Source organism: Nitratireductor sp. PBL-C9, assembly GCF_050877045.1.
Lineage (GTDB): Bacteria > Pseudomonadota > Alphaproteobacteria > Rhizobiales > Rhizobiaceae > Nitratireductor > Nitratireductor aquimarinus.
In genome coordinates this window covers 35,867-59,331 of record NZ_JBPAXW010000011.1, presented here as the reverse complement: position 1 = coordinate 59,331, position 23,465 = coordinate 35,867, and the positions used below count along the sequence as shown (strand labels likewise).

The following is a 23,465-nucleotide window of genomic DNA, read 5'->3' as shown; positions in this document are numbered from 1 at the left end:
GTGAACCGATCAGATCATTGCCATGCCGCCATTCACGTGCACGGTCTGGCCGGTCACGTAGGAAGCCTCGTTGGATGCGAGATAGGCGACAGCCGATGCGACTTCCGCACCATTGCCCATGCGCTTCATCGGAATGGCGCCCATGATGGCGTCACGCTGCTTGTCGTTGAGCTTGTCGGTCATGGCCGATTCGATGAAGCCCGGAGCAACGCAGTTGACCGTGATCGAGCGGCTGGCGATTTCCTGCGCCAGCGACTTGGAAAAGCCGATCAGGCCCGCCTTGGAGGCGCAGTAATTCGCCTGGCCGGGATTGCCGGTGACGCCCACCACGGAGGTGATGTTGATGATGCGGCCGAATCGGCGGCGCATCATCGGGTGCGTCAGCTCGCGGGTCAGACGGAAAACCGAGCCGAGATTGATCTCGAGGACCGAATCCCAGTCTTCGTCGCTCATGCGCACGAACAGGCCGTCGCGGGTGATGCCCGCATTGTTGACCAGAATGTCGACGCCTTCGAGTTCAGATTCCGCCTTCTCGGCCAACTGCTTGACTTCACTGCGATCCGACAGGTTCGCCGGCAGAAGCTTTACGCGGTCGCCCAGATCGGCGGCGAGCGCCTCGAGCTTCTCGACGCGCGTGCCATGCAGGCCGACAATGGCGCCCTGCGCATGCAGAATGCGCGCAATCGCCTCGCCAATGCCGCCGGTGGCGCCCGTCACCAGTGCCTTGCGGCCGCTCAGATCAAACATGACGTTGTCCTTTTCAGTCACCTGATTCATTGTTTGGGCACGATTGCCCATCGTGGCGCTGCAGCTCAGACGAGCGCAGCCATTGCCGTTTCGATATCGGCCGGCGTGTTAACCGGAACCGCCTTGAGATCGCGGTTGATGCGGCGCGCCAGCCCCGACAGGACCTTGCCCGAACCGATCTCGTAAAGCGTGTCGACGCCATTCTCGCCGAACCAGCCAACCGTTTCGCGCCAGCGCACGCGGCCCGTCACCTGCTCGACCAGCCGCTCGGCAATCTCTTCGGGATCGCTCAGCGACGACACCGTGACATTGGCCACGACGGGCACGACCGGCGCGTTTTTCTTCACATCGGCCAGTGCTTCGCGCATGGCGTCTGCGGCCGGCTTCATGAGCGCGGAGTGGAACGGCGCGGACACCGGCAGCATGATCGCGCGCTTCGCGCCCTTCTCCGTGGCAAACGCCGCTGCCTGCTCAACAGCCGCCTTTGCGCCGGAAATCACCAGCTGTCCGCCGCCATTGTCATTGGCGATCTGGCATACGCCGCTCCCGGCGGCCGCCTTGCAGATCTCTTCGACGTCTGCCGCCTCAAGGCCGATGATCGCCGCCATCGCACCCTCGCCAACCGGAACAGCTGCCTGCATGGCGTTGCCGCGAATGCGCAGGAGGCGCGCCGTATCGGCCAGCGAGAACATGCCGGCAGCGCAGAGCGCGGAATATTCGCCGAGCGAATGACCGGCCACGCAGGACACCTTGTCCTTCAGCGACAGACCACCCTTTTCCATGACACGCATTGCGGCAATGGAAACCGCCATCAGCGCCGGCTGCGCATTGGCCGTGAGCGTCAGCTCATCCTCGGGGCCTTCCCACATGATGCTGGAAAGCTTCTGCTCCAGCGCGTCGTCGACCTCGTGGAACACATCCCGTGCTTCCGGAAACGCATCCGCCAGATCGCGTCCCATGCCGACAGCCTGGCTGCCCTGTCCCGGAAAGGTGAAAGCGATGCCCATCGCCAAATCTCCAAAATAACATCGTTATCGGGCGCATCTGGTGACGCAACACAACTGGCGCGTCAAGCTTTTTGGGCATTTCGGGTCCTGCTCCTGCCCTGACATGAAAACTCCACAATTGAGGAGAGTAGTTGCCGGGCTCCGCCCCAATTCCGGTGGCGTGCAGGGGTATTTTCAGACATGTCTTTTGAAACTGAACAGCCGCAGGTGAAGGTGTCGGCGCGCAAGGTCACACTTCTCCAGATGCTTGGCTTTGTTTCGGTGACGCTTTTTGTGTCCACCGAAGTGGCCGTGGCATCAGCTGCGGGCGTGTGGGGACTTTCCGGTCTTCTGCACCTCAACTCGGTCGGAGAAATCGTGCTTGCAGTGATCGTCGGCCTGCCGGCGCTTTATGCAATGGTGCGCTGCGGAAAGCTCGCCTTCGAGGCGGAGACGGACCCGGAAAACAATTAGGTCTGTCCCGAGGAGCGTTCGCCCCTCACCTTTCCATCCGGACGATGTCAGGGTTTGTCAGCGGGCATGGCGGTCCGCTGGCATGATGACGGCTTATTGCCTATATCTGCGCGGCTCCCCTTTTCCGATCTCACGGACGCGCTTCCATGACGACAGCCCTTTCCATAAAGAATCTATCCAAGACCTATAAAGGCGGCGTCACCGCGCTCAAATCGGTCGATCTCGACATCGAACGCGGTGAAATCCTCGCCCTGCTCGGCCCCAATGGCGCCGGCAAGACGACGATGATCTCCATCATCTGCGGGCTTGTGCGCCCTTCCACCGGCACGGTGACGGTGGAAGGCAATGACATTGTCAGCCAGTACCGCGAGGCGCGAAAGCTGATCGGCCTCGTGCCGCAGGAACTGCACACCGAAACCTTCGAGACGGTCTGGGCCACGGTGAGCTACAGCCGCGGCCTGTTCGGCAAGAAGCCGAACCCGGCTCTGGTCGAGCAGATTTTGCGCGACCTCTCGCTCTACGAAAAGAAAGACAGCCAGATCATCGCGCTTTCAGGCGGCATGAAGCGGCGTGTCATGATCGCCAAGGCTCTGGCCCATGAGCCGCGCATCCTCTTTCTGGACGAGCCGACCGCCGGCGTCGACGTGGAGCTGCGCAAGGATATGTGGCGGCTGGTCAAGCGCCTGCGCGACACGGGCGTCACCATCATTCTGACCACGCATTACATCGAGGAGGCGGAAGAAATCGCCGACCGGGTGGGCGTCATCCGGAAGGGTGAGCTTCTTCTGGTCGAGGACAAGGCCGAACTGATGCGCAAGCTCGGCCAGAAGCAACTGACGCTCGACCTGCAAAAGCCGCTCGAGAGCCTGCCCGAGACGCTCTCCCATTTTGATCTGAAGCTGACCGACGACGGCCAGCAGATCATCTATTCCTATGACACGCAGGCAAACCGGACAGGCATCGCCACGCTTCTCTCGGCGCTTGGCGAGGCCGACATCATCGTCAAGGATCTCGATACACAGCAGCGCTCGCTTGAAGACATCTTCGTGAGCCTGGTGGTGGAGGAAAAGCAGTGAACTTCGAAGCCGTCAAATCCATCTATCTCTTCGAGATGGCGCGCATGAAGCGCACGCTCCTGCAAAGCGTGATCTCGCCGGTGCTCTCCACCTCTCTCTATTTCATCGTCTTCGGCGCGGCCATCGGCTCGCGCATCGAGGAGATCGACGGCGTGCAGTATGGCGCGTTCATCGTGCCGGGCCTGATGATGCTCACACTGTTGCAGAACTCGATCTCCAACGCATCCTTCGGCATCTATTTCCCAAAATTCATCGGCACGATCTATGAGGTTCTGTCGGCGCCGATTTCGTTCTTCGAGATCGTCCTCGGCTATGTGGGGGCTGCGGCCACCAAATCGATCATTCTGGGCCTGATCATTCTGGCCACGGCGCATCTCTTCGTGCCCATCGAGATCAGGCACCCCTTCTGGATGCTCTTCTTTCTGGTGATGACGGCGGTGACCTTCAGCCTGTTCGGCTTCATCATCGGCATCTGGGCCGACAATTTCGAGAAACTGCAGCTCATTCCGCTGCTGGTGATCACGCCGCTCGTGTTTCTGGGCGGCTCGTTCTACTCGATCCAGATGCTGCCGGAATTCTGGCAGAAGGTGACGCTCGCCAACCCTGTTCTCTATCTCATCAGCGGCTTCCGCTGGAGCTTCTACGAGACCTCGGATGTGGGAATCGGCGTGAGCATCGGCATGATCTCGTTCTTCCTGGTTCTGTGCCTCGGCGCGATCTGGTGGATCTTCAGAACCGGCTACCGCCTGAAGACGTGAAGGCAAGAACGGGTCGAAGCGGCCGCTCACTTGGAAAGACAAAGCGTCTGTGCGATGGTTATGTCGGGCACCCGGTCTGCCAGCCGCTTCTGGATCTGTGCGATCCGGCCAGTCTGGACCTCGATTTCTGGTATGTGCTCGCCTGAGGCAATCGCCTTGCATCTTTGCCCAGAACCTGTATAAGCGCGCGGTCTGCCGGTTTCAGCTGGGGGCTGAACGGAGGGCCGTGCGCCTGTGCGTGCGTTGTGAAGGCAAGTCCTTCCGCCTCCCGTGTCTCCGCTCTCGACCGTCTCGTCCAAGCGCCTTTCTTCGTCGGGCTTGCCCGCAAAGAGGTGTCGCTGAGGCTTTAGCCGCTGGGATCCGGTGTGACACAAAAGGAAGAAAGGCAAGACAATGGCACTTTACGAACACGTGTTCCTTGCCCGGCAGGATCTCTCGCCGCAGCAGGTTGACGCTCTTGTAGAACAGTTCAAGGGCATCATCGAGGCTGGTGGCGGCTCCGTCGGCCGGGTCGAGAACTGGGGACAGAAGTCCCTCGCCTACCGGATCAAGAAGAACCGCAAGGCTTATTTCACGCTCATGGACATCGACTCCCCGGCCGCAGCCGTGAAGGAAGTCGAGCGCCAGATGGGTCTGTCGGAAGACATCCTCCGCTTCATGACCGTTCGCGTCGAAGCACACGAGGAAGGCCCGTCCGCAATGATGCAGCGCCGTGATGACCGTGGCCCGCGTCGTGACGACCGTGGCCCGCGCGGCCCGCGCCGTGACGACCGTGGTCCCCGTCGCGAGTTTGACCGCGACAACAAGAAGGAAGGCTCCGAATAATGGTCGATATCAACCAGATCCCGACGCGGCGCCCGTTCCATCGTCGTCGCAAGACCTGCCCGTTCTCCGGCGCCAACGCTCCGAAGATCGATTACAAGGACGTAAAGCTCCTGCAGCGCTACATTTCCGAGCGCGGCAAGATCGTCCCCTCCCGCATCACCGCGGTGAGCCAGAAGAAGCAGCGCGAGCTGGCCAAGGCCATCAAGCGCGCTCGTTTCCTGGGCCTTCTCCCCTACGTGGTGAAGTAAGTTTCGGCGCGGGCGGTTTATCCGCCCGCCCACTCTCCGCGGCGGGCGCGGAAGAGTTCTTTCAAATCCCGAGTTGGGGCCTTTGCCCCTAACTGCCACCGGCAGGACAGCGACCCAGATGCCGCACAGACCGGCATTTTCCGTTTCTGACCTGCCCTGATTTGTTTTCCGGCTTCAAAAGCCGATGAAGAAGGACAGAAACGATGGACGTCATTCTCCTTGAACGCATTGCCAAGCTCGGCCAGATGGGCGACGAGGTAAAGGTCAAAGACGGTTACGCACGCAACTTCCTGCTGCCGCGCGGCAAGGCTCTTCGCGCCAACGCTGCCAACCGCAAGAAGTTCGAAGGTCAGCGCGTTGAGCTCGAAGCCCGCAACCTTGAGCAGAAGAAGGAAGCCGAAAGCGTTGCAGAGCAGCTCGACGGCAAGTCCTTCGTGGTTGTGCGCTCCGCAGCCGAGACCGGTCAGCTTTACGGTTCTGTTGCAGCCCGCGACATCGTCGAGTTCCTGGCCGAAGAAGGCTTCAAGATCGGCCGCAGCCAGGTTGAGCTCAACCACCCGATCAAGACGATCGGTCTGGTCAACGTCGCCATCGCCCTGCATGCAGAGGTCGAGGCAACCGTGACGCTGAACATCGCTCGCTCGAGCGACGAGGCAGAGCGCCAGGCACGCGGCGAGACGCTCGATTCCGCTGAAGCCATCTACGGCGACGACATCAACGACACCGCGCGCCCGGACGAGTTCTTCGATCCGGAAGCCGAGTACGATGATGAAGCTTCGGAAGCCGGCGCAGAAGCAGCCGAAGGCGACGAAGAAGAGAACTCGTAAGTCAACGCGCCTCATCGGTTTGAAGCCGGGCGGAAACGCCCGGCTTTTTTATTGCCTGAAAGCGGTGATGGACTGCTTGCCGGTTTCAGAGCGCCTGTTTCGCAGCGAATGCTGCGGGATCAGTCGGCTTCGTCTCAATCGAATGCTTCATGTCAACAGACGGCAGGAATAATCAACTGGCTAAAGACAGGATGAGGTCTGGCCCTTTTCAATCCTCATAAAATTGTTTCATAATCACACCCTCCCGAGACTTTTGGGGGTGTTGCGATGAACTGGTTGCTTGAGAAATTCGTTTTTCGCCTGGTCCGCAAAGGCACGCTTTCAATAACCGACGCGGCCGGCAAAACGCATGTCTTCGGTGACGGGACAGGTAATCCCGTCCATATCGTTATTCGCACAGCGGCGGCAGAGCGCGCCATGGCGCTCGACCCCATGCTTGCCGTGCCGGAGCGATACATGGAAGGCGACGTGGATATCGTCGAAGGCGATATCCTGACCTTTCTGCAAATAGTCTACACCAATATGGATGAGACGCAGACCCAGCCTTTTCTGCTCAGGCTGGGCGAGATGCTTCGCTACCCGTTGCGGCGTCTTCATCAACTCAACACACAGGCGCGCTCCAGGCGCAATGTGCGGCGGCATTACGATCTTTCCGAAGAGCTCTACCGCCTCTTCCTCGATGAGGACATGCAGTATTCCTGCGCCTATTTCGAGACGCCGGAGGTTTCTCTGGAAGAGGCGCAACGCGCCAAGAAGCGCCACATCATGGCGAAGCTCGCGCTACAGCCCGGCCACCGGGTGCTGGACATAGGGTCCGGCTGGGGCGGTCTCGGTCTCGACATTGCCCGCCAGTTCGACGCGCAACTCCTTGGCGTGACGCTTTCAGAAGAACAGCACCGGGTTTCGAGCGCGCGCGCACAAGAAGCGGGGCTTTCAGACAAGGCCCGGTTCGAGATCGTCGATTATCGCTCGCTGACGGGTCCGTTCGACCGGATTGTCTCGGTCGGCATGTTCGAACATGTGGGCATCAACCATTACCGCACTTATTTCGACCAGTGCGCGCGGCTTCTGGCCGATGATGGCGTGATGCTTCTGCACACGATTGGCCGCTCGACCGGCCCTTCGATCACCAATGCCTTCATCCGCAAATACATCTTCCCGGGCGGCTACATTCCCGCCCTTTCGGAAATGCTCCCCCCGATCGAGAAGTCGGGGCTGATCGTGACCGATGTGGAGATCCTGCGCATTCACTATGCGGATACGCTGAAACACTGGCAGGAGCGTTTTCAGAAGAACCGCGCCAGGGCGGTGGAGATTTATGACGAGCGCTTCGCGCGCATGTGGGAATTCTATCTGGCAGGCTCCGAGGCCTCATTCCGCTGGCAGGAAATGGTGGTGTTCCAGATCCAGCTGACCAAGAGGCGGGAAACGCTGCCGGTGACCCGCGACTATATCGGAGAGACGGAGAAGCGGCTCGCGAACCCCAACGGCAAGCGGCCCGGAAAATTCAAGCAGGCAGCGGAGTAAAAAGCGCCTCTCCCGTCCCAAAGATAGATGCGTGGCTGTCAAGCGAATCATCTAATATGGATGGCATTTCTGGACGCTGTGGTTTTCATGTCGCGGCTGGCGGTGGATAGCGGGATTTGCAGGCTGGAACAGCCTTCAAGGTCTTATCCTCAGAGCCTGCAGCGTCTAGGACATATGATTGGGGTGGTCTGGACGTTTCGCATTGCGTCTGTCCGGGCCAAGTGACACTGAAACACCGGAAGAGCTCAGATGGCAGAGGCGGCAGTCCGCAAGCTCGAAACAGCGGAAACAAAGCTTTATCGCGAAGCACCGAACAACATTGAGGCAGAGCAGGCATTGCTGGGCGCAATCCTGGTCAACAATGATGCCCTTTACCGTGTCTCGGACTTTCTGAAAGCGGAGCATTTCTATGAGCCGCTTCACCGCAACATCTTCGAGGTCGCCGGCGATCTGATCCGCATGGGCAAGACGGCCAACCCCGTCACCATCAAGACGTTTCTCCCTGCCGAGGAGAAGGTCGGCGAGCTGACCGTGGCGCAGTATCTTGCGCGTCTGGCGGCCGAAGCCGTGACGATCATCAACGCTTCCGACTATGGTCGCGCCATCTACGATCTGGCGGTCCGGCGTTCGCTGATCACGGTCGGCGAAGACATGGTCAACATCGCCTATGACGCGCCGGTGGACATGGCGCCCAACAAGCAGATCGAGGACGCCGAGCGACGCCTCTTCGAACTGGCCGAGACCGGCCGCTACGATGGCGGCTTCGAGAGCTTCGGCGATGCGACCAAGACCGCCGTGGACATGGCCAACGCTGCCTTCATGCGTGACGGCCACCTTTCGGGCATTTCGACGGGCCTGCGCGACCTTGACGGTCGCATGGGCGGACTGCAGCCCTCTGACCTTATTATCCTCGCCGGACGTCCTGCCATGGGTAAGACGTCGCTTGTGACCAACATCGCCTTCAACATTGCTGCGGCCTATGAGCCAGAGCAGCAGGCCGATGGCTCCTTTGCGGCTGCCAATGGCGGCGTGGTCGGCTTCTTCTCGCTCGAAATGTCGTCCGAACAGCTCGCCACGCGTATCATTTCCGAGCAGACCGAAATCCCCTCCTCCAAGATCCGCCGCGGTGAGATCACCGAGACCGATTTCGAGAAGCTTGTGGCCTGCGCCCAGACGATGCAGAAGATCCCGCTCTTCATCGACCAGACGGGTGGTATTTCCATCGCCCAGCTTGCTGCCCGTGCGCGCCGTCTGAAGCGCCAGCGCGGCCTCGACATCATCATCATCGACTATGTGCAGCTGATGCAGGGTTCTTCCAAGAACTCGCAGAACCGCGTGCAGGAAATCACCGAAATCACCACCGGCCTGAAGGCGCTGGCCAAGGAGCTTTCGACGCCGATCATCGCACTGTCACAGCTCTCCCGTCAGGTGGAAGCGCGTGACGACAAGCGCCCGCAGCTCGCCGACCTTCGTGAATCGGGCTCGATCGAGCAGGACGCCGACGTGGTTCTGTTCGTTTATCGTGACGAGTACTATCTGAAGAACAAGGAGCCGAAGCCCGGCACCGAAGAGTACATGCAGTGGGAAGCCGAGATGAACGAGGTGCGCGGCAAGGCCGAGGTCATCATCGCCAAGCAGCGTCACGGTCCGACAGGCACGGTTCAGCTCGCGTTCCACGGCGAATTCACCCGCTTCTCCGATCTTGCCGAAGAAGATCGGATGCCCGAACGTTTTGAGTAGCAAAGACATGACTTCAATCGATCCGCAGATGCGCGGCGCAGACCCCCGCGTTGCCGGTGGCCGCCTGACAGTCGACCTGGATGCACTGGTCGCCAATTACCGGCAGATGGCCGAACGCTCGACCCCGGCGGAAGCAGCCGCCGTGGTGAAGGCCGACGCCTATGGGCTGGGCGCAGGTCCGGTGGTCGCGGCGCTGGTCGCCGAGGGCTGCCGAAAGTTCTTCGTCGCCCTGCCCGAAGAGGGGCTTGCCGTGCGGGGTGCCGCGCCCGATGCCGAGATCTATGTCTTCAACGGCCTGTTCAGCCCCGAGGCAGCTTCCTTCTACCGCGAAGGGCGTCTCATCCCGGTGCTCAACTCGCAGACGGATCTGGCGATCTGGGAAGCCCATGGCTGGGACGATGGCGACACGCCACGCCCCTGTGCGCTGCATGTGGAGACGGGCATGAACCGGCTCGGCCTGACGCCGGAGCGAACCCGCATTCTGGCGCAGGAGAACGCCCTGACCGGCGCGCTGACGCCGCGGCTGATCCTCAGCCACCTGGCCTGCGCCGACACGCCGGACCATCCGATGAACCGGAAACAACTGGAATCATTTCAGGCACTTTGCGCACTTTTCCCAGATGCAGAATCAAGTCTGGCGAACTCCGCCGGCATCTTTCTGGGCGGTGAGTTCCTGTGCGATGTAACGCGCCCGGGCGTGTCGCTTTACGGTAGCAATCCCGTAAACAATACGGAAAATCCGATGCAGCCCGTGGCCACGGTTCAGGCGCGCATTGCGCAACTGCGTCAGGTGCCCGCCGGCGGCACGGTCAGTTACGGTGCGACACCTGTAACCCGCGACACGCTTCTGGCGGTCACCGCAACCGGCTATGCCGATGGCTACCACCGCTCCGGCTCCGGTGCGGGCGTGCCGCTGCGCAACGCGGTGCCTCAGGGCGCATGCGGCTTTGTGGATGGCGAGCGCGTGCCGGTGATCGGCCGCATCACCATGGACCTCACCCTGTTCGACGTGACCGATCTCGGTCCCGATGCGTTGCAGGTGGGCGACTTCATCGAGCTCATCGGCCACAACATGCCCGTCGACGACGTGGCAATGGCATGCGGCACGATTTCCTATGAGCTGCTGACCTCGCTCGGCCGCCGCTATGAGCGGCATTACGTGCACGGCGGGGACCGTATCTGATGGCCCGCGCACGCGTCCAGTTCATCTGCCAGAACTGCGGCACGGTGCATGCGCGCTGGGCCGGCAAATGCGACGGATGCGGCGCGTGGAACACGCTGGTCGAGGAAGGCACGTCGAGCGGCATCGGCTCCGGCCCGCAGGCCGCCTCGCGCAAGGCCCGCAAGGGACGCGCCGTGGCGCTCACCACGCTTTCCGGCGACATCGAGGATGCACCGCGCATCACCACCGGCATCGGTGAGCTTGACCGGGTGACCGGCGGCGGCTTCGTGCGCGGCTCGGCGCTGCTGGTCGGCGGCGATCCGGGCATCGGCAAATCCACCCTTCTGACACAGGCAGCAGCCGCCCTCGCCGAGCGCGGCCACCGCATCGTCTACGTATCGGGCGAAGAAGCGGTGGCGCAGATCCGCCTGCGCGCGCAGCGTCTCCATGTGGCGCAGCAGCCCGTGGAACTGGCCGCCGAGACCAATGTGGAAGACATTCTGGCGACCATCGAGGACGGAAAACGGCCCGATCTCGTCATTCTGGACTCGATCCAGACCCTGTGGACCGACATGGCCGATTCAGCCCCCGGCACCGTGACACAGGTGCGCGCCTCGGCGCAGGCCATGATCCGCTATGCTAAATCCACCGGCGCAGCTGTCGTGCTCGTCGGGCACGTGACCAAGGAAGGCCAGATCGCCGGCCCCCGCGTGGTGGAGCACATGGTGGATGGCGTTCTCTATTTCGAGGGTGAAGGCGGCCATCACTACCGCATCCTGCGCACGGTGAAGAACCGTTTCGGCCCGACCGACGAAATCGGCGTGTTCGAGATGGGCGACAAGGGGCTGCGCGAAGTCTCCAACCCGTCCGAACTCTTTCTGGGCGAGCGCAGCGCGGCCGCTCCGGGCGCTGCCGTCTTCGCCGGGATGGAGGGCACGCGACCGGTTCTTGTGGAAATCCAGGCGCTTGTCGCCCCCTCGCCGCTCGGCACGCCGCGCCGCGCAGTGGTGGGATGGGATTCCGCCAGACTTTCCATGGTCTTGGCCGTTCTCGAGGCGCATTGCGGGGTGCGCTTTGCAACCCATGATGTCTATCTGAATGTGGCCGGTGGCTACCGGATTTCGGAGCCGGCGGCCGATCTGGCGGTGGCTGCGGCACTTGTCTCCTCCCTCACCGGGCTTGCCCTGCCAGCCGATTGCGTCTATTTCGGCGAAATCAGCCTTTCGGGCGCTGTCAGACCCGTTGCGCATGCAGCGAGCCGTCTCAAGGAAGCCGAAAAGCTCGGTTTCGCCCAAGCGGTCATGCCGCCGGGCAACGAGGACGGATCGGGTGCCATCGCAGCACGGTCGGCGCGGCCCGAAGCGCTTGCCGAACTGGTTGCCCGCATCGCGGGCGCCAAGGCGGCCTAGCGGGACGGTATGAACGGATCGATTGGCGGACAGTGGCCCGGAAGACAACAATCATGACCTTGCGGGGGCATCCTAACTGCCAAAGGAGTAGGGGTGACAATGCCAATCACGTTGCTTGACGGAATTCTTGTCGGCTTCACGCTTGTTTCGGCCATGCTGGCCATGGTGCGCGGTTTCTCGCGCGAAGTGCTGTCCATCGCCTCCTGGGTTGCGGCAGCCATCGCGGCTTACTACCTGCATCCGCTGGTTTTGCCCTATGTGGCGCCCTATATCAGCAACGAGATGCTGGCGCTCGCGGTTGCGGCTGCGGCGGTGTTTTTCGTGGCGCTGATCGTGGTGACGATCATCACGATGAAGATCGCGGACTTCATCATCGATTCGCGCATCGGCGCGCTCGATCGCACGCTCGGCTTTCTCTATGGTGCCGCACGCGGTATCCTGGTGGTTGCCGTGGCGCTTCTGTTCCTCAACTGGCTGATGGGTGCAAACCCGCCGGAATGGGTTACGGAAGCAAAGTCCCGTCCCCTGCTGGACGGTGTGGGCCAGTGGATTCAGAGCCTGCTTCCGGACGATCCGGACAACTCGGTTTTCGATCGCCTGTCCAACGGTGTGTCCGGCGAAGGTGAAACCGCTAACTGACGGTCACGGGCCGTCTGTGTCACAATGAAAGGGCGGCCAGAAATGGCATTGGAAGACAATTTGCCTCTCGCAGGCGAAGCGGACGACCATTTTCACGACGAATGCGGCGTGTTCGGCATTTTCGGTCGCAGTGATGCGGCCGCGATCGTCACGCTTGGCCTGCATGCCTTGCAGCATCGCGGTCAGGAAGCGGCGGGTATAGTCTCCTTCGACGGCACCCAGTTCCACGTCGAACGCCATATCGGCCTGATCGGCGACACGTTCACGAAACAGTCCGTGCTCGACCGGCTGCATGGCAGCCGCGCCATCGGGCACACCCGTTACGCGACGACCGGCGGTTCGGGCCTGCGCAACGTGCAGCCCTTCTTCGCCGAGCTCTCCGATGGCGGCCTTGCCGTTGCCCACAACGGCAACATCACCAACGCCATGACCGTGCAGCGCAAGCTGCAGAAGGAAGGCTCGATCTTCTCGTCCACATCGGACACGGAGACCGTTCTTCACCTCGTCGCCACCAGCAAGGAGCAGGACATCAATGCCCGCTTCATCGATGCGGTGCAGCAGATCGAGGGCGCCTTCTCCATCGTCGCGCTGACGTCTAAGAAGATGATCGGCTGCCGCGATCCGCTGGGCATCCGCCCGCTGGTTCTGGGCGATCTCGACGGGGCCTACATTCTGGCCTCGGAGACCTGTGCGCTCGACATCATCGGCGCGCGCTTCGTGCGCGACGTGAAGCCCGGCGAAATGATCGTCGTGACCGAGAAGGGCGTGGAAAGCCACTTCCCCTTCGAGGTCAAGGAGAAGCCCCGCTTCTGCATCTTCGAATATGTCTACTTTGCGCGGCCCGACTCGCTTGTCGAGGGACGCAATGTCTATGAGGTGCGCAAGGAAATCGGTGCGGAGCTTGCCCGCGAGATGCCGGTGGATGCCGACATCGTTGTTCCGGTTCCCGATTCGGGCACGCCGGCGGCCATTGGCTACGCACAGGCGGCCAATCTGCCGTTCGAGCTGGGCATCATCCGCAACCACTATGTGGGCCGCACCTTCATCCAGCCGACCGATTCCATCCGCCATATGGGTGTGAAGCTGAAGCACAATGCGAACCGCCTCTGCATCGAAGGCAAGCGCGTGGTGCTGGTGGATGACTCCATCGTGCGCGGCACCACCAGCCAGAAGATCGTGCAGATGGTGCGCGACGCCGGCGCAGCCGAAGTGCATATGCGCATCGCCTCCCCGCCCACGCGCTCGCCCTGCTTCTATGGCGTCGACACGCCGGAAGCCTCAAAACTCCTCGCCTCGCGCATGTCGGTCGAGGAAATGGCCGACTTCATCCGCGTCGACTCACTCGCCTTCCTGACCATTGACGGGCTTTACCGCGCCGTCGGCGAGGCAGCGCGCAACGCCGAGCAGCCGCAATATTGCGACGCCTGCTTCACCAAGGACTATCCGACGCGGTTGACCGATCACGACAGCACGGACAATGTGCGCACGCTTTCTCTCCTCGCAGCAGGCGGTCAATGACATACAAGAAACCTGATTTAAGCGGCCGGCTTGCGCTGGTCACCGGCGCTTCGCGCGGCATCGGCTATTTTCTCGCGAAGGAAATGGCGGCCTGCGGGGCTCATGTGATTGCCGTGGCCCGCACCGTGGGCGGCCTCGAAGAACTCGATGACGAGATCAAGGCGCAGGGCGGCGAAGCCACGCTCGTGCCTCTGGACCTGACGGACATGGCCGGCATCGACCGCATTGGCGGCGCGATCCACGAACGCTGGGGCAAGCTCGACATCATGGTCGCCAATGCCGGCATTCTGGGCGTCATCGCCCCGCTCGGCCATGTGGAGGCCAAGGTCTTCGAAAAGGTGATGAACATCAACGTCACCGCGACCTGGCGGCTTATCCGCTCCGTGGACCCGCTTCTGCGCGCCTCTGACGCGGGCCGCGCGATCATCATGTCTTCGGGTGCGGCACACTCCGCACGCGCGTTCTGGGGCCCTTATGCGGCTTCCAAGGCCGCCGTGGAGGCCATGGCGCGCTCCTGGGCGGATGAAACCAAGAACATGCCGCTGCGCATCAACGCGGTTAATCCGGGCGCAACCCGCACCGCCATGCGCGCACAGGCAATGCCGGGCGAAGATCCCGACACCCTGCCCCATCCTTCCGAGGTCGCGGCAAAGATCCTGCCGCTCGCCAGCCCCGAGCTGACCGAGACCGGCCTGATCTTCGACGTAAAGAAAAACGCCTTTACGCGCTACCAGATGCCGGAATGAGACATGGGCCGGTTGCCCTGCAGCCGGCCTTCGCGATTGACCTGCCAGCCCCTTTCGTTACCTTTCAACGCGGCAGCGGACGAAGACGCCGCGCCACGAGGGGCTACGGCAGGTTCCGCCGACGACCGGCGATGCAACCAGAACGTAGATCATAGTGCTGGCGCGCTCTCGCCAATCGGCCTGAGCCCCGGCGATTGGGAGACGCGGCATGATTCTGATCATAGAGCTTGTTCTGCTCATTGTTGCCCTGTGGGCGGCGATGGCAGCCATCGTTCAGTATCGACGCGGCGTCAGCTTCCACCAGGCGGCCCTGCACGCGCCGCTGAAGCTCCTTCTGCGCATCAGCGACCGCGGGGTCGATACGGCGCGCAAGGCGGATACTCCGGTGATCTATGTGGTGTGGCACCAGTCGAGCCTCGACCCGGCGGCCATGCTCGCTCTCCTGCCCGACGACACACTGCACATTCTGGATGAGTTTTCCGCAAAGTCTCCGTTTCTGGAGCCGTGGCGCGCGCTTGCCCGCACCATTGCCTTTAACGCACATCATGTGTTTGTGAGCCGCCGGCTGGTGCGCCGTCTGCGCGGCAATGGCCGCCTCGCCGTCTACATGCCCAACGACGTCAATCCCGACACCAAGACCTTCCGCCTGTTCCGCGCCGTAGCCCGCATCGCGCTGAAGGCCGAGGCCCGGGTGGTTCCCGTCTATATGGAACGGCGCGGATTTGTGCCTGCGCGCCACGTGCGCACGCTGGAACCGATGACAATCGAGGAACTGATTGCGCGTTCGTCGCGCGAGAACATGCGTGCTTCCGAAGCCCTGTTTGAACGGATGATCGAAGTGCGCGGTGCGCCGGCGGCGGCAGCCGACGAGTGAGGGCCGAAGCCCCGCGCAAAACGCTCCAAAGGGACGTGAAATGCTCTGGGGCGGTTCAGCGCTTCACGGAACGCCTTCCCAACCGATCCCCCACCTTTCCGCACTTGGAGCGTTTCCGCTTTTCCTGGAATTGCTCTGAGCGGATGTCTGGCGAGCGCAAGGCCCTCCGGCCTTACGCTTCCTTGTCTTCTACCTTGGCAGCGGCTTCCGCAGCCTTCTGCTCTTCCCGCTCGGCACGACGCGAATAGGCGCGCATGCTGAAGATGAGGAAGATCAGGTAGCAGCCGGCGGAAACCGTCAGCGTGAGCCAGGTATAGCTCGTCAGAAGCAGCACATAGAGCGCAAGTCCCAGAATCAGCGGCAGCACATATTCACGCGGGACGCGGCTGCCGGAGCTTTTTCCGGAATAGACCGGCAGGCGGCTGACGAGCAGGAAGCCGATCAGCACCGTGTAGGCAGAGGCTGCAAGCGCCATGGTCATGTCCGGCGCGATGCCGAGAAAGCCCAGATAAACGGGTAACAGAACCAGTGCCGCCCCGGCCGGAGCCGGCACGCCGACGAAATAGTCCGTGTGCCATGCAGGACGGTTCGGATCATCCAGCATCACGTTGAAGCGGGCAAGACGCAGGCAGCACGCGATGGCGAAGAGCAGCGCCGCAATCCAGCCCAGCGCGCCCGCCTGATCCAGCACATAGGCATAAAGCACCAGCGGCGGCGCAACACCGAAATTGACGATGTCGGCCAGCGAATCCATCTGCGCGCCGAAATTGGACGACGCCTTGAGCATGCGCGCAACACGCCCGTCCACGGCGTCCAGAAACGCGGCGATGAGGACCATCACAACGGCGATCTCGACCCGCCCCTCAAAGGCGAGCCGGATGCCCGAAAGCCCCGCGCAGATGGCCAGAACGGTAATCACGTTCGGCACCAGCATGCGCAGGGGAATTTCACTCAGCTTCGGCCCGCCCCCGCCGTGCGGCTCAAATGGTGGAAAGGGCCCGGCCATCAGGAAACCCGCACGATGGGCTGTTTCAGCGCACTGTCGAACGCTGCAAGAACGGTCTCGCCGCCAACGGAAGTCTGGCCGATGGCGACGCGCGGAACGGCTCCTGCCGGCAGATAGACATCAACGCGCGACCCGAAGCGGATCAGGCCGAAGCGCTCACCAACGGCGATCTCGCCCGGCGCTTCCGCCCAGCACACGATGCGCCGCGCCACGAGACCGGCAATCTGCACCACCGGGATCGGGCCATGCGGGCTTTCGATCACGAGGCCATTGCGCTCGTTCTCGGCGCTGGCCTTGTCGAGCTCGGCATTGAGGAAGCGGCCCGGCCGATGCTCGATCAGCGAGATGCGGCCGCGCACCGGCGCGCGGTTGATGTGGCAGGAGAAGACATTCATGAAGACGGAGATGCGGGTCATCTCCCCTTCGCCCATGCCGAGTTCGGCGGGCGGAACGGCGGGACCGACAAAGGAAATGACGCCATCGGCGGGCGCGATGACCAGGTCGTCGTCGACGGGCGTTACGCGCTCGGGGTCACGATAGAAATACACGCACCAGGCGGTCAGGATCAGGCCGATCCAGAACAGCGGTTCCCAGATAAAGCCGAGAATGATGGTGGCGCCGGCAAAGGCTGCGATAAAGGGATACCCCTCCCGGTGTATCGGCACGAAGGTTTTGCGGATCGTGTCAACAAGGCTCATGAAAGGCCACTTTCAAATCGAATGAATTAGCGGCCTTCGTAACGGAATCCGGGTTGTCCCGCAACGCGTTAGAGCATCGGACCGAAAAGTGGAAACCGGTTTTCGGTTAATCCGATGCTCCATCCATTATTTCGATCGTCCTTTGTGCGTCCGAACGGACGCACGGCGATCTGGCCTGATCAGCGGTTGGTTTCCAACACCTGCATGTGCAATGCGAGGGCAATGAAGGCAAATGTCGGAACCAGTATATCCGCCGACAAGTTCTTGTTTCGGAAGATTTTCCGGGTCCGACATCCAGTCGAACCCGAAACAATCCACCGGTCCGTCAGTAGGCAGGCTCGCGGCGCACGACCACGCCCATCTCGTCCGTTTCGCGCGCCTTGCGCAGGGCCTCTTCGGCTTCCGTGGCCTCGCGCTGACGGTTCCACATCTCCGCATAAAGACCGCCCGCATCAAGCAGTGCGAGATGGCGGCCGCGTTCGGCGATTTCGCCGCCCTTGAGCACGATGATCTCGTCGGCATTGATGACGGTGGACAGGCGGTGCGCGATGACCAGCGTGGTGCGCCCACGGCTGACCGTGTCGAGCGCGGCCTGAATTTCCTGCTCCGTATGCGTGTCGAGCGCAGAGGTCGCCTCATCGAGCAGCAGAATGGGCGGGGCCTTGAGGATGGTGCGCGCAATCGCGACGCGCTGCTTCTCGCCACCCGAGAGCTTCAGCCCGCGCTCGCCGACCATCGTGTCATAGCCTTCCGGCAGGCTTTCGATGAAAGCCCCGATCTGCGCCATCTCGGCGGCCTTGCGCACCTCTTCATCCGTGGCGTCTGGCCGGCCATAGCGGATGTTGTAGGCGATCGTGTCGTTGAACAGGACCGTGTCCTGCGGAACCATGCCAATGGCCGCACGCAGGCTCTTCTGCGTCACATCCTTGACGTTCTGACCATCAATGGTGATCTCGCCGCTCTGCGCGTCATAGAAGCGGAAAAGAAGACGCGAGATGGTGGACTTTCCGGCGCCCGAAGGCCCGACAACGGCAACGGTGTTGCCAGCCGGGATCTCGAAATCGACGCCCTTGAGGATCGGACGCTCGGGATCGTAGGAAAAGCGCACATCGTGGAAGCGGACCGTGCCCTGATCGACCTCGAGCGGCCTTGCATCCGGCTTGTCGGTCACTTCCGCGCTCACATCCAGCAGGTCGAACATCTGCTCGATGTCTGTCAGGCCCTGACGGATTTCGCGATAGACGAAGCCGATGAAGTTGAGCGGGATGGAGAGCTGCATCAGCATGGCGTTGATGAAGACGAAATCGCCCACGGTCTGCGTACCCTGCATCACCTCATAGGCAGAAAGCCCCATGGCCGCCGTCATGCCGAGCCCCAGAATGACGCCCTGCCCGAAGTTCAGCCAGCCAAGCGAGGTCCAGGTGCGGGTCGCCGCATCCTCATAACGCTCCATGGAACGGTCGAAGCGGCGCGCCTCCATGGCCTCGTTGTTGAAATATTTGACGGTCTCGAAGTTGAGCAGCGAGTCGATTGCCTTGGTGTTGGCTTCCGTGTCGGAATCGTTCATCTGCCGGCGAATACCGATCCGCCAGTCGCTCGCCTTCACCGTGAACCAGGTGTAGAGCCAGACGGTGACAGCGACGATGGCCACGTAGATCCAGCCATAGGCGAAGGCGAAGATGCCCGCCGCCAGCAGGAATTCCAAGAGCGTCGGGATCGTGTTCAGGATCGTGAAGCGGACAATCGTGTCGATGCCCTTGGTGCCGCGCTCGATGATGCGCGACAGGCCGCCCGTGCGGCGCTCCAGATGAAAGCGCAGCGAGAGATTGTGCATGTGCACGAAGGTGCGGTGGGCAAGCTGCCGGACAGCATGCTGCCCGACACGTGCAAACAGCGCATCGCGCAGCTGGTTGAAGCCAAGCTGGACAACCCGCACCACGTTATAGGCAACGACCAGCATGATCGGCCCGGCCAGCATGGCCGGCAGGAAAGCCGGCGCCGTGCCCTCGCCCGACAGCGTGTTGGTCGCCCATTTGTAGAAATAGGGCACGAAAACCAGGATGATCTTCGCCAGCACCAGGAAGAAGGCCGCGATCACCACGCGCCGTTTCAGATCCGCCCGGTCGCTCGGCCACATATAGGGCCAGAGATTGCGCAATGTCTCGAGGGTGGAGCCTTCCGCGGATACGGTCTTATTGCTCATTCGCTTCGGCCTCCAGCCGTAACTTCTTGTTTTCTTTCGCGTCGACGCAGGTTTGCGTCAACAGCGACAAAGCTTCGGAAAGGCTGGCAAGCGCTTCGGTATCGACCTCATAGCGGGAGCTCTGACGCTCCGGTCGCACCTGCACCAGCCCCGCCTCCACCAGCACCTTCAGATGCTGGGAAACCGTGGACTGGGCGAGATCCAGATGCTGCACCACTTCCTTGCAGCAGCAGGCGTCAAACCCCGACAGGTGTTTGAGGATCTTGATCCGCGCAGGGTGAGACAGGGCATTGAAGCCCTGCACCAGCTTCTGGTGCGGGCAACATTCATCCGACAGGGCGCGTGCCATGGCAAAACTTTCATCGTTAATCGGCGATATACGATGAAAGCCTGCCATTCTTCAAGGGCTACGCGGATTTTCCTTTTGGCTAACCCGGATTTTCCGGCGTGACCATGCGCTCTTCGATGGCCTTCATGTCGGCCGGCTCGCCTTCCTGCGTGGTCTCGGGCACGGCGAAAACCTGCCCCGGCCAGATGCGGTCGGGATCCTCGATCTGGTCCTGATTTGCCAGATAAAGCGTCGTGTAGCGGATGCCCTGCCCGTAAACGCGCCGCGAAATGTGCCAGAGCGTGTCGCCACGACGAATGATCACGGAGCCATCCACAGGCGCGAGCTTGGGAGCGGTGGCTCCGTTCTCCGACGCGCTGTCGCCGGCAGATGCGACGGCCTGCTGGCCCTGGGGCGTGCTTTCGCCCGTCCCGTCTGCCGCCTGACCATTGCCCTCGGGCAGACGCGCATCCTTGCCATTGCTTGCATCATTCAGCGTCGGGGCCTGCCCCTCCGGCTTCGCGACCGCTGCGATCTGCTCGCCTTCGGAGCGTGTGAAAGGCACGGCAGCGCGCCCGATCACGGTGCGGCCGTCATCCGACAGCATGTCGGCCCGGACGATATAGTCCCCGACCGGCAGTTCGCGCGTCGCTTCGATCAGGAAGCGCCCGTTGGGCGTGGCGACCGTCTCGCCGAGCAGGATCTGGTTTGCGTAGACGCGCAGCGTGCTTCCCGCCCGCGCCGCACCGGCGACGAACACCTCGCCACCGTCGATTTCAACCGCCTCGATGAAGGGCGACGTCGCGCTCTGCGCTTTCGGCGTCTGGGCCGGAGCCTCACCTGTTGCGGCCGGCTGCGCATCCTGGGCGCTGGCTGTCTCGACCGGCTCGTCGCCCGTCGCCCGAGTTTCAGCTGCGGGCTGCGTCGTATCCTGTCGTGCCGGTGCATTTGCTACCGGCGCACCGGCATCAGCAGCGGCAACCTGCTCGCCTTCCCCCTGCCCGGACGCTGCTGCGGGAGCGGACGCCTGTGCAGTCTCCGCCTGCGGGGCCTTTGCTTCCGGCACGGTGATGAGGCGGCTTGGCGCGCCCGGCTTGTCCACCAGGGCAAGCACCTGACCGGTCTCGTCGTCGGGAACGGTCACGATGGCCGTTTCCAGCGAGGTCGCGACCACATTGTCCCCGGTCGTCGCGCGCAGCACGATCTGATAGTCGCCCGGCTCCAGCGGCTCGTCGAGAACCGCAGCGAAATCCCCTGAAGCGCCTGTTGTGGCAATGGCGAGAACGGAAGACCCGTTGATGATCTCGACCTGCGCATCGGGCGTAGCCCGCCCGGCAATCACCATGGAGCCATTCGGCTCGACACGGACGATGTCGAAGGACGGCGGCAAGACCTCTTCCGCCGGGCTCAGCGCGTCCGAAGCCTTCGCATCGTCTGCGCTCGCAGCTTCCTCAAGACGCGCTTCCTTGGTGTCGGCTGCGGCCTTCGCGTCATCAGGTTTTGCAGACGGTGTGGCTGGCGCACCAGCATCGGGAGACCCTGAAACGGCAGCCGGCGACGGCTCCGGCTTATCAAATGCGCCCAGAACATATGCTGCTCCGAGACCCGCAATGACGGCGCCGGAGACGAAGAGAAGCCCCTTGGATGGTGTAAAGCCCATAATGCACGTTTTTCCGTTTATGACAGGCTGTAACGCTTTTTCACTCCGCCTACAAGAAAAAGCCCTTGCCCTCTTGACCACAACAGTAACCCAGACAAGCAATGGTTTCCATGAACACAATCGAGTCGGTATGCGTTTATTGCGGATCGAGCAATGGGCGCGATGAAAGTCATTTCCAGGCAGGCCTTACGCTGGGACGGGGGCTGGCGGATGCCGGCCTGCGGCTGGTTTACGGCGCAGGCACCAAGGGCATCATGGGCGCTGTCGCCCGTGGAACCATGGATGCCGGCGGCAAGGTCACCGGGATCATCCCCAAATTCCTGATCCGCCGCGAAGCCAACGAAGTCGAGCTGACGGAACTGGACGAGCTGATCATCACCGAGGACATGCACCAGCGCAAGCACGGCATGTTCGAGCGCGCAGACGCCTTCGTGGCCCTGCCCGGCGGCATCGGCACGCTGGAGGAGATCGTCGAAATCATGACCTGGGCGCAGCTCGCCCGGCATGAAAAGCCGATGGTCTTCGCCAATATCGGTGGTTTCTGGAACCCGCTTCTCACACTGATCGAACACATGAAACAGGAAGGTTTCGTGCATTCGGATCATCGTGTGCGCCCCATTGTGGTGGACAGGGCCGAGGACATCGTCCCCGCGATCCTGAAAGCTGCGGCAACGCGCACGGCGGGCGACGAAGGCGACACGGCAACCATCGACAGGCTCTGACTGTCCACAATTATCAACGCTGTTCGTCAGGACTGTCACTGGCCCGAACTGTCACCGGAAGTTCAACGGATTGCAGTGCGTCTGTCACACAAGCCTGCTTCCATGAGGGTGCGCGGTGCATCGCTGATGCAGGCATCCATCGCCGGAGCGTCGTCCCGCAAAGCGCTCTCCGGTTCGTCCTGTCCCGCGTGAACGTCCCTGGATCGCCCTACGCCCAAAGGGCGATCTGGTTTCTTGATGGAGCATCGGGGCAACCGAAAAGCGGCACCCGCTTTTCGGCCCGATGCTCTGGCCGAAGATGCCCGCCGCACCCCTTCCGGCATCATCGGATTTTTTGCCGCCCTCAGGGGCGGCTATTTTTTTGCCTGCCGCGCCTCGCGCAGCATCGACCAGCTGTAGAGTGCGAGAGCTGCCCAGATGAGGGCGAAGGCAATCGCCTTCACACCGCCGAACGGCTCCTTGAACACGAACACGGCAATCAGGAAGATCATGGTCGGCGCCGTGTACTGCATGATGCCGATGGTGGAATAGCGCAGAAGCTTCGCGCCGGAGGCAAACAGGATGAGCGGGATGGCCGTCACCGGGCCGCAGCCGATGAGAAGCAGCATGTCTGTGGGGCTTGCCGGGCCGAAATGCGCTTCGCCCGCAAAGGCGAGCCACCCCAGATAGCCGATTGCCGGCAGGGTGAGGATCAGCACTTCCAGGAAAAAGCCCTGGCTCGGTCCGATCGGCAGCGTCTTGCGCAGGATTCCATAGGCCGCGAAGCTCAGGGCGAGGCTGAGCGAAACCCATGGCAGCCCGCCCGCATCGGTGGTGAGAACCACCACGGCCACCGCCGCCAGACACACCGCCGCGATCTGAAGGCGGTTCAGCCGCTCGCCGAGAAAGATGGCCGCCATGGCGATGCTGACAAGCGGATTGATGTAATAGCCAAGCGCCGTTTCGACCGCGCGGTCGGTGGCGATGGCCCAGACATAAATGCCCCAGTTGCACGAGATGATCGCCGCCGTGAGCGCTGCCATCATGAGGGTGCGCGGCGAGCGAAGCGCCTCTCGCACATCGCTGGTGCGCCCCAGAACAAGCAGGATCACCGCCGCCACCGGCAGCGACCACAGAACACGGTGCGCAACCACTTCCGTTGCCGGGATATGCGCGACCAGCTTCATGTAGAGCGGTAGAAAGCCCCACATGGCATAGGCCGACATCGCGAAAACAAATCCGCGCAGCGCATCATTGCGGCTCTCATCGAGCGGCTTACCGGCAATCTCAGACATCAGTGTTCCACGAAACAA

General features: G+C 62.1%; 24 protein-coding genes. 16 read left to right on the top strand and 8 right to left on the bottom strand.

The window, feature by feature from the left end:
- Nucleotides 1-9: 9 nt before the first annotated feature.
- Complete coding sequence (gene fabG / locus ACRTG1_RS21175) at nt 10-747, bottom strand: 3-oxoacyl-[acyl-carrier-protein] reductase (protein WP_206546641.1); 738 nt, start codon at nt 745-747, stop codon at nt 10-12.
- 65 nt (nt 748-812) lie between these two features.
- A complete protein-coding gene (gene fabD, locus ACRTG1_RS21170) occupies nt 813-1,754 on the bottom strand; it encodes an ACP S-malonyltransferase (RefSeq protein WP_206547379.1) in 942 nt (313 codons plus the stop codon).
- Between the two features lie 180 nt (nt 1,755-1,934).
- Between fabD and ACRTG1_RS21165 the strand changes: the two genes are divergently transcribed.
- From ACRTG1_RS21165 to ACRTG1_RS21095, 15 genes are all read left to right on the top strand, one after another.
- On the top strand, nt 1,935-2,207 hold the full coding sequence (locus ACRTG1_RS21165; protein WP_432517106.1) for a hypothetical protein: 273 nt from the start codon (nt 1,935-1,937) through the stop codon (nt 2,205-2,207).
- 146 nt (nt 2,208-2,353) lie between these two features.
- Nucleotides 2,354-3,283 (top strand): ABC transporter ATP-binding protein, encoded by a 930-nt coding sequence (locus ACRTG1_RS21160; RefSeq protein WP_206547377.1) that lies wholly within the window; start codon nt 2,354-2,356, stop codon nt 3,281-3,283.
- Nucleotides 3,280-4,041, top strand: coding sequence for an ABC transporter permease (locus ACRTG1_RS21155; protein ID WP_206547376.1), 762 nt, complete (start codon nt 3,280-3,282; stop codon nt 4,039-4,041). Before ACRTG1_RS21160 ends, ACRTG1_RS21155 begins: the two co-directional genes overlap by 4 nt.
- Nucleotides 4,038-4,187: a hypothetical protein gene (locus ACRTG1_RS21150; protein WP_432517105.1), complete on the top strand. Its 150-nt coding sequence runs from the start codon at nt 4,038-4,040 to the stop codon at nt 4,185-4,187. Before ACRTG1_RS21155 ends, ACRTG1_RS21150 begins: the two co-directional genes overlap by 4 nt.
- Before the next feature lie 247 nt (nt 4,188-4,434).
- Nucleotides 4,435-4,866: a 30S ribosomal protein S6 gene (gene rpsF / locus ACRTG1_RS21145; protein WP_113154705.1), complete on the top strand. Its 432-nt coding sequence runs from the start codon at nt 4,435-4,437 to the stop codon at nt 4,864-4,866.
- Nucleotides 4,866-5,114 (top strand): 30S ribosomal protein S18, encoded by a 249-nt coding sequence (gene rpsR / locus ACRTG1_RS21140; protein WP_002963610.1) that lies wholly within the window; start codon nt 4,866-4,868, stop codon nt 5,112-5,114. Before rpsF ends, rpsR begins: the two co-directional genes overlap by 1 nt.
- A 203-nt stretch (nt 5,115-5,317) precedes the next feature.
- On the top strand, nt 5,318-5,941 hold the full coding sequence (gene rplI, locus ACRTG1_RS21135) for a 50S ribosomal protein L9 (protein ID WP_432517104.1): 624 nt from the start codon (nt 5,318-5,320) through the stop codon (nt 5,939-5,941).
- A gap of 267 nt (nt 5,942-6,208) precedes the next feature.
- Entirely contained in the window at nt 6,209-7,468 is a 1,260-nt protein-coding gene (locus tag ACRTG1_RS21130) for a class I SAM-dependent methyltransferase (RefSeq protein WP_432517103.1), read from the top strand.
- A gap of 249 nt (nt 7,469-7,717) precedes the next feature.
- On the top strand, nt 7,718-9,208 hold the full coding sequence (locus ACRTG1_RS21125; protein WP_113154702.1) for a replicative DNA helicase: 1,491 nt from the start codon (nt 7,718-7,720) through the stop codon (nt 9,206-9,208).
- A 7-nt stretch (nt 9,209-9,215) separates the two neighbouring features.
- The gene (gene alr, locus ACRTG1_RS21120) at nt 9,216-10,391 is read left to right on the top strand and encodes an alanine racemase (RefSeq protein ID WP_432517102.1); all 1,176 of its coding nucleotides are present in this window, start codon (nt 9,216-9,218) and stop codon (nt 10,389-10,391) included.
- Complete coding sequence (radA, locus tag ACRTG1_RS21115) at nt 10,391-11,779, top strand: DNA repair protein RadA (protein WP_113154700.1); 1,389 nt, start codon at nt 10,391-10,393, stop codon at nt 11,777-11,779. The genes alr and radA overlap by 1 nt, the downstream gene beginning before the upstream one ends.
- A 99-nt stretch (nt 11,780-11,878) precedes the next feature.
- Nucleotides 11,879-12,418, top strand: coding sequence for a CvpA family protein (locus ACRTG1_RS21110; RefSeq protein ID WP_113154699.1), 540 nt, complete (start codon nt 11,879-11,881; stop codon nt 12,416-12,418).
- A gap of 42 nt (nt 12,419-12,460) precedes the next feature.
- Nucleotides 12,461-13,936, top strand: coding sequence for an amidophosphoribosyltransferase (gene purF, locus ACRTG1_RS21105; RefSeq protein ID WP_206546631.1), 1,476 nt, complete (start codon nt 12,461-12,463; stop codon nt 13,934-13,936).
- Nucleotides 13,933-14,682, top strand: a complete 750-nt coding sequence (locus ACRTG1_RS21100) for an SDR family NAD(P)-dependent oxidoreductase (protein ID WP_113154697.1) — start codon at nt 13,933-13,935, stop codon at nt 14,680-14,682. The genes purF and ACRTG1_RS21100 overlap by 4 nt, the downstream gene beginning before the upstream one ends.
- Nucleotides 14,683-14,890: 208 nt before the next feature.
- Nucleotides 14,891-15,556: a 1-acyl-sn-glycerol-3-phosphate acyltransferase gene (locus ACRTG1_RS21095; protein WP_206547372.1), complete on the top strand. Its 666-nt coding sequence runs from the start codon at nt 14,891-14,893 to the stop codon at nt 15,554-15,556.
- A gap of 172 nt (nt 15,557-15,728) precedes the next feature.
- Here ACRTG1_RS21095 and ACRTG1_RS21090 read toward each other — a convergent pair whose 3' ends face one another.
- From ACRTG1_RS21090 to ACRTG1_RS21070, 5 genes are all read right to left on the bottom strand, one after another.
- Nucleotides 15,729-16,562, bottom strand: coding sequence for a CDP-alcohol phosphatidyltransferase family protein (locus ACRTG1_RS21090; protein ID WP_432517101.1), 834 nt, complete (start codon nt 16,560-16,562; stop codon nt 15,729-15,731).
- Nucleotides 16,562-17,260: a phosphatidylserine decarboxylase gene (locus tag ACRTG1_RS21085; RefSeq protein WP_113154694.1), complete on the bottom strand. Its 699-nt coding sequence runs from the start codon at nt 17,258-17,260 to the stop codon at nt 16,562-16,564. The genes ACRTG1_RS21090 and ACRTG1_RS21085 overlap by 1 nt, the downstream gene beginning before the upstream one ends.
- A 325-nt stretch (nt 17,261-17,585) precedes the next feature.
- Entirely contained in the window at nt 17,586-19,463 is a 1,878-nt protein-coding gene (locus ACRTG1_RS21080) for an ABCB family ABC transporter ATP-binding protein/permease (RefSeq protein WP_206993580.1), read from the bottom strand.
- Entirely contained in the window at nt 19,453-19,812 is a 360-nt protein-coding gene (locus tag ACRTG1_RS21075) for an ArsR/SmtB family transcription factor (protein ID WP_113154692.1), read from the bottom strand. Before ACRTG1_RS21075 ends, ACRTG1_RS21080 begins: the two co-directional genes overlap by 11 nt.
- A 79-nt stretch (nt 19,813-19,891) precedes the next feature.
- Nucleotides 19,892-21,451, bottom strand: coding sequence for a LysM peptidoglycan-binding domain-containing protein (locus ACRTG1_RS21070; RefSeq protein WP_432517099.1), 1,560 nt, complete (start codon nt 21,449-21,451; stop codon nt 19,892-19,894).
- 110 nt (nt 21,452-21,561) lie between these two features.
- Between ACRTG1_RS21070 and ACRTG1_RS21065 the strand changes: the two genes are divergently transcribed.
- Nucleotides 21,562-22,173: a TIGR00730 family Rossman fold protein gene (locus tag ACRTG1_RS21065; RefSeq protein WP_432517098.1), complete on the top strand. Its 612-nt coding sequence runs from the start codon at nt 21,562-21,564 to the stop codon at nt 22,171-22,173.
- A 353-nt stretch (nt 22,174-22,526) separates the two neighbouring features.
- On the opposite strand, the gene rarD is transcribed toward ACRTG1_RS21065, so the two are convergent.
- Nucleotides 22,527-23,447 carry an EamA family transporter RarD gene (gene rarD / locus ACRTG1_RS21060; RefSeq protein WP_432517097.1) on the bottom strand — a complete coding sequence of 307 codons (921 nt, stop codon included), beginning with the start codon at nt 23,445-23,447 and terminating at the stop codon, nt 22,527-22,529.
- Nucleotides 23,448-23,465: the final 18 nt, after the last annotated feature.

What these genes read in the sequence shown, in the direction of transcription:
- fabG (WP_206546641.1), bottom strand. Translation starts at nt 747, where the DNA reads ATGTTTGATCTGAGCGGCCGCAAGGCACTGGTGACGGGCGCCACCGGC.
- fabD (WP_206547379.1), bottom strand. Translation starts at nt 1,754, where the DNA reads ATGGGCATCGCTTTCACCTTTCCGGGACAGGGCAGCCAGGCTGTCGGC.
- ACRTG1_RS21165 (WP_432517106.1), top strand. Translation starts at nt 1,935, where the DNA reads ATGTCTTTTGAAACTGAACAGCCGCAGGTGAAGGTGTCGGCGCGCAAG.
- ACRTG1_RS21160 (WP_206547377.1), top strand. Translation starts at nt 2,354, where the DNA reads ATGACGACAGCCCTTTCCATAAAGAATCTATCCAAGACCTATAAAGGC.
- rpsF (WP_113154705.1), top strand. Translation starts at nt 4,435, where the DNA reads ATGGCACTTTACGAACACGTGTTCCTTGCCCGGCAGGATCTCTCGCCG.
- rpsR (WP_002963610.1), top strand. Translation starts at nt 4,866, where the DNA reads ATGGTCGATATCAACCAGATCCCGACGCGGCGCCCGTTCCATCGTCGT.
- rplI (WP_432517104.1), top strand. Translation starts at nt 5,318, where the DNA reads ATGGACGTCATTCTCCTTGAACGCATTGCCAAGCTCGGCCAGATGGGC.
- ACRTG1_RS21130 (WP_432517103.1), top strand. Translation starts at nt 6,209, where the DNA reads ATGAACTGGTTGCTTGAGAAATTCGTTTTTCGCCTGGTCCGCAAAGGC.
- ACRTG1_RS21125 (WP_113154702.1), top strand. Translation starts at nt 7,718, where the DNA reads ATGGCAGAGGCGGCAGTCCGCAAGCTCGAAACAGCGGAAACAAAGCTT.
- alr (WP_432517102.1), top strand. Translation starts at nt 9,216, where the DNA reads ATGACTTCAATCGATCCGCAGATGCGCGGCGCAGACCCCCGCGTTGCC.
- radA (WP_113154700.1), top strand. Translation starts at nt 10,391, where the DNA reads ATGGCCCGCGCACGCGTCCAGTTCATCTGCCAGAACTGCGGCACGGTG.
- ACRTG1_RS21110 (WP_113154699.1), top strand. Translation starts at nt 11,879, where the DNA reads ATGCCAATCACGTTGCTTGACGGAATTCTTGTCGGCTTCACGCTTGTT.
- purF (WP_206546631.1), top strand. Translation starts at nt 12,461, where the DNA reads ATGGCATTGGAAGACAATTTGCCTCTCGCAGGCGAAGCGGACGACCAT.
- ACRTG1_RS21100 (WP_113154697.1), top strand. Translation starts at nt 13,933, where the DNA reads ATGACATACAAGAAACCTGATTTAAGCGGCCGGCTTGCGCTGGTCACC.
- ACRTG1_RS21095 (WP_206547372.1), top strand. Translation starts at nt 14,891, where the DNA reads ATGATTCTGATCATAGAGCTTGTTCTGCTCATTGTTGCCCTGTGGGCG.
- ACRTG1_RS21090 (WP_432517101.1), bottom strand. Translation starts at nt 16,562, where the DNA reads ATGGCCGGGCCCTTTCCACCATTTGAGCCGCACGGCGGGGGCGGGCCG.
- ACRTG1_RS21085 (WP_113154694.1), bottom strand. Translation starts at nt 17,260, where the DNA reads ATGAGCCTTGTTGACACGATCCGCAAAACCTTCGTGCCGATACACCGG.
- ACRTG1_RS21080 (WP_206993580.1), bottom strand. Translation starts at nt 19,463, where the DNA reads ATGAGCAATAAGACCGTATCCGCGGAAGGCTCCACCCTCGAGACATTG.
- ACRTG1_RS21075 (WP_113154692.1), bottom strand. Translation starts at nt 19,812, where the DNA reads ATGGCACGCGCCCTGTCGGATGAATGTTGCCCGCACCAGAAGCTGGTG.
- ACRTG1_RS21070 (WP_432517099.1), bottom strand. Translation starts at nt 21,451, where the DNA reads ATGGGCTTTACACCATCCAAGGGGCTTCTCTTCGTCTCCGGCGCCGTC.
- ACRTG1_RS21065 (WP_432517098.1), top strand. Translation starts at nt 21,562, where the DNA reads ATGAACACAATCGAGTCGGTATGCGTTTATTGCGGATCGAGCAATGGG.
- rarD (WP_432517097.1), bottom strand. Translation starts at nt 23,447, where the DNA reads ATGTCTGAGATTGCCGGTAAGCCGCTCGATGAGAGCCGCAATGATGCG.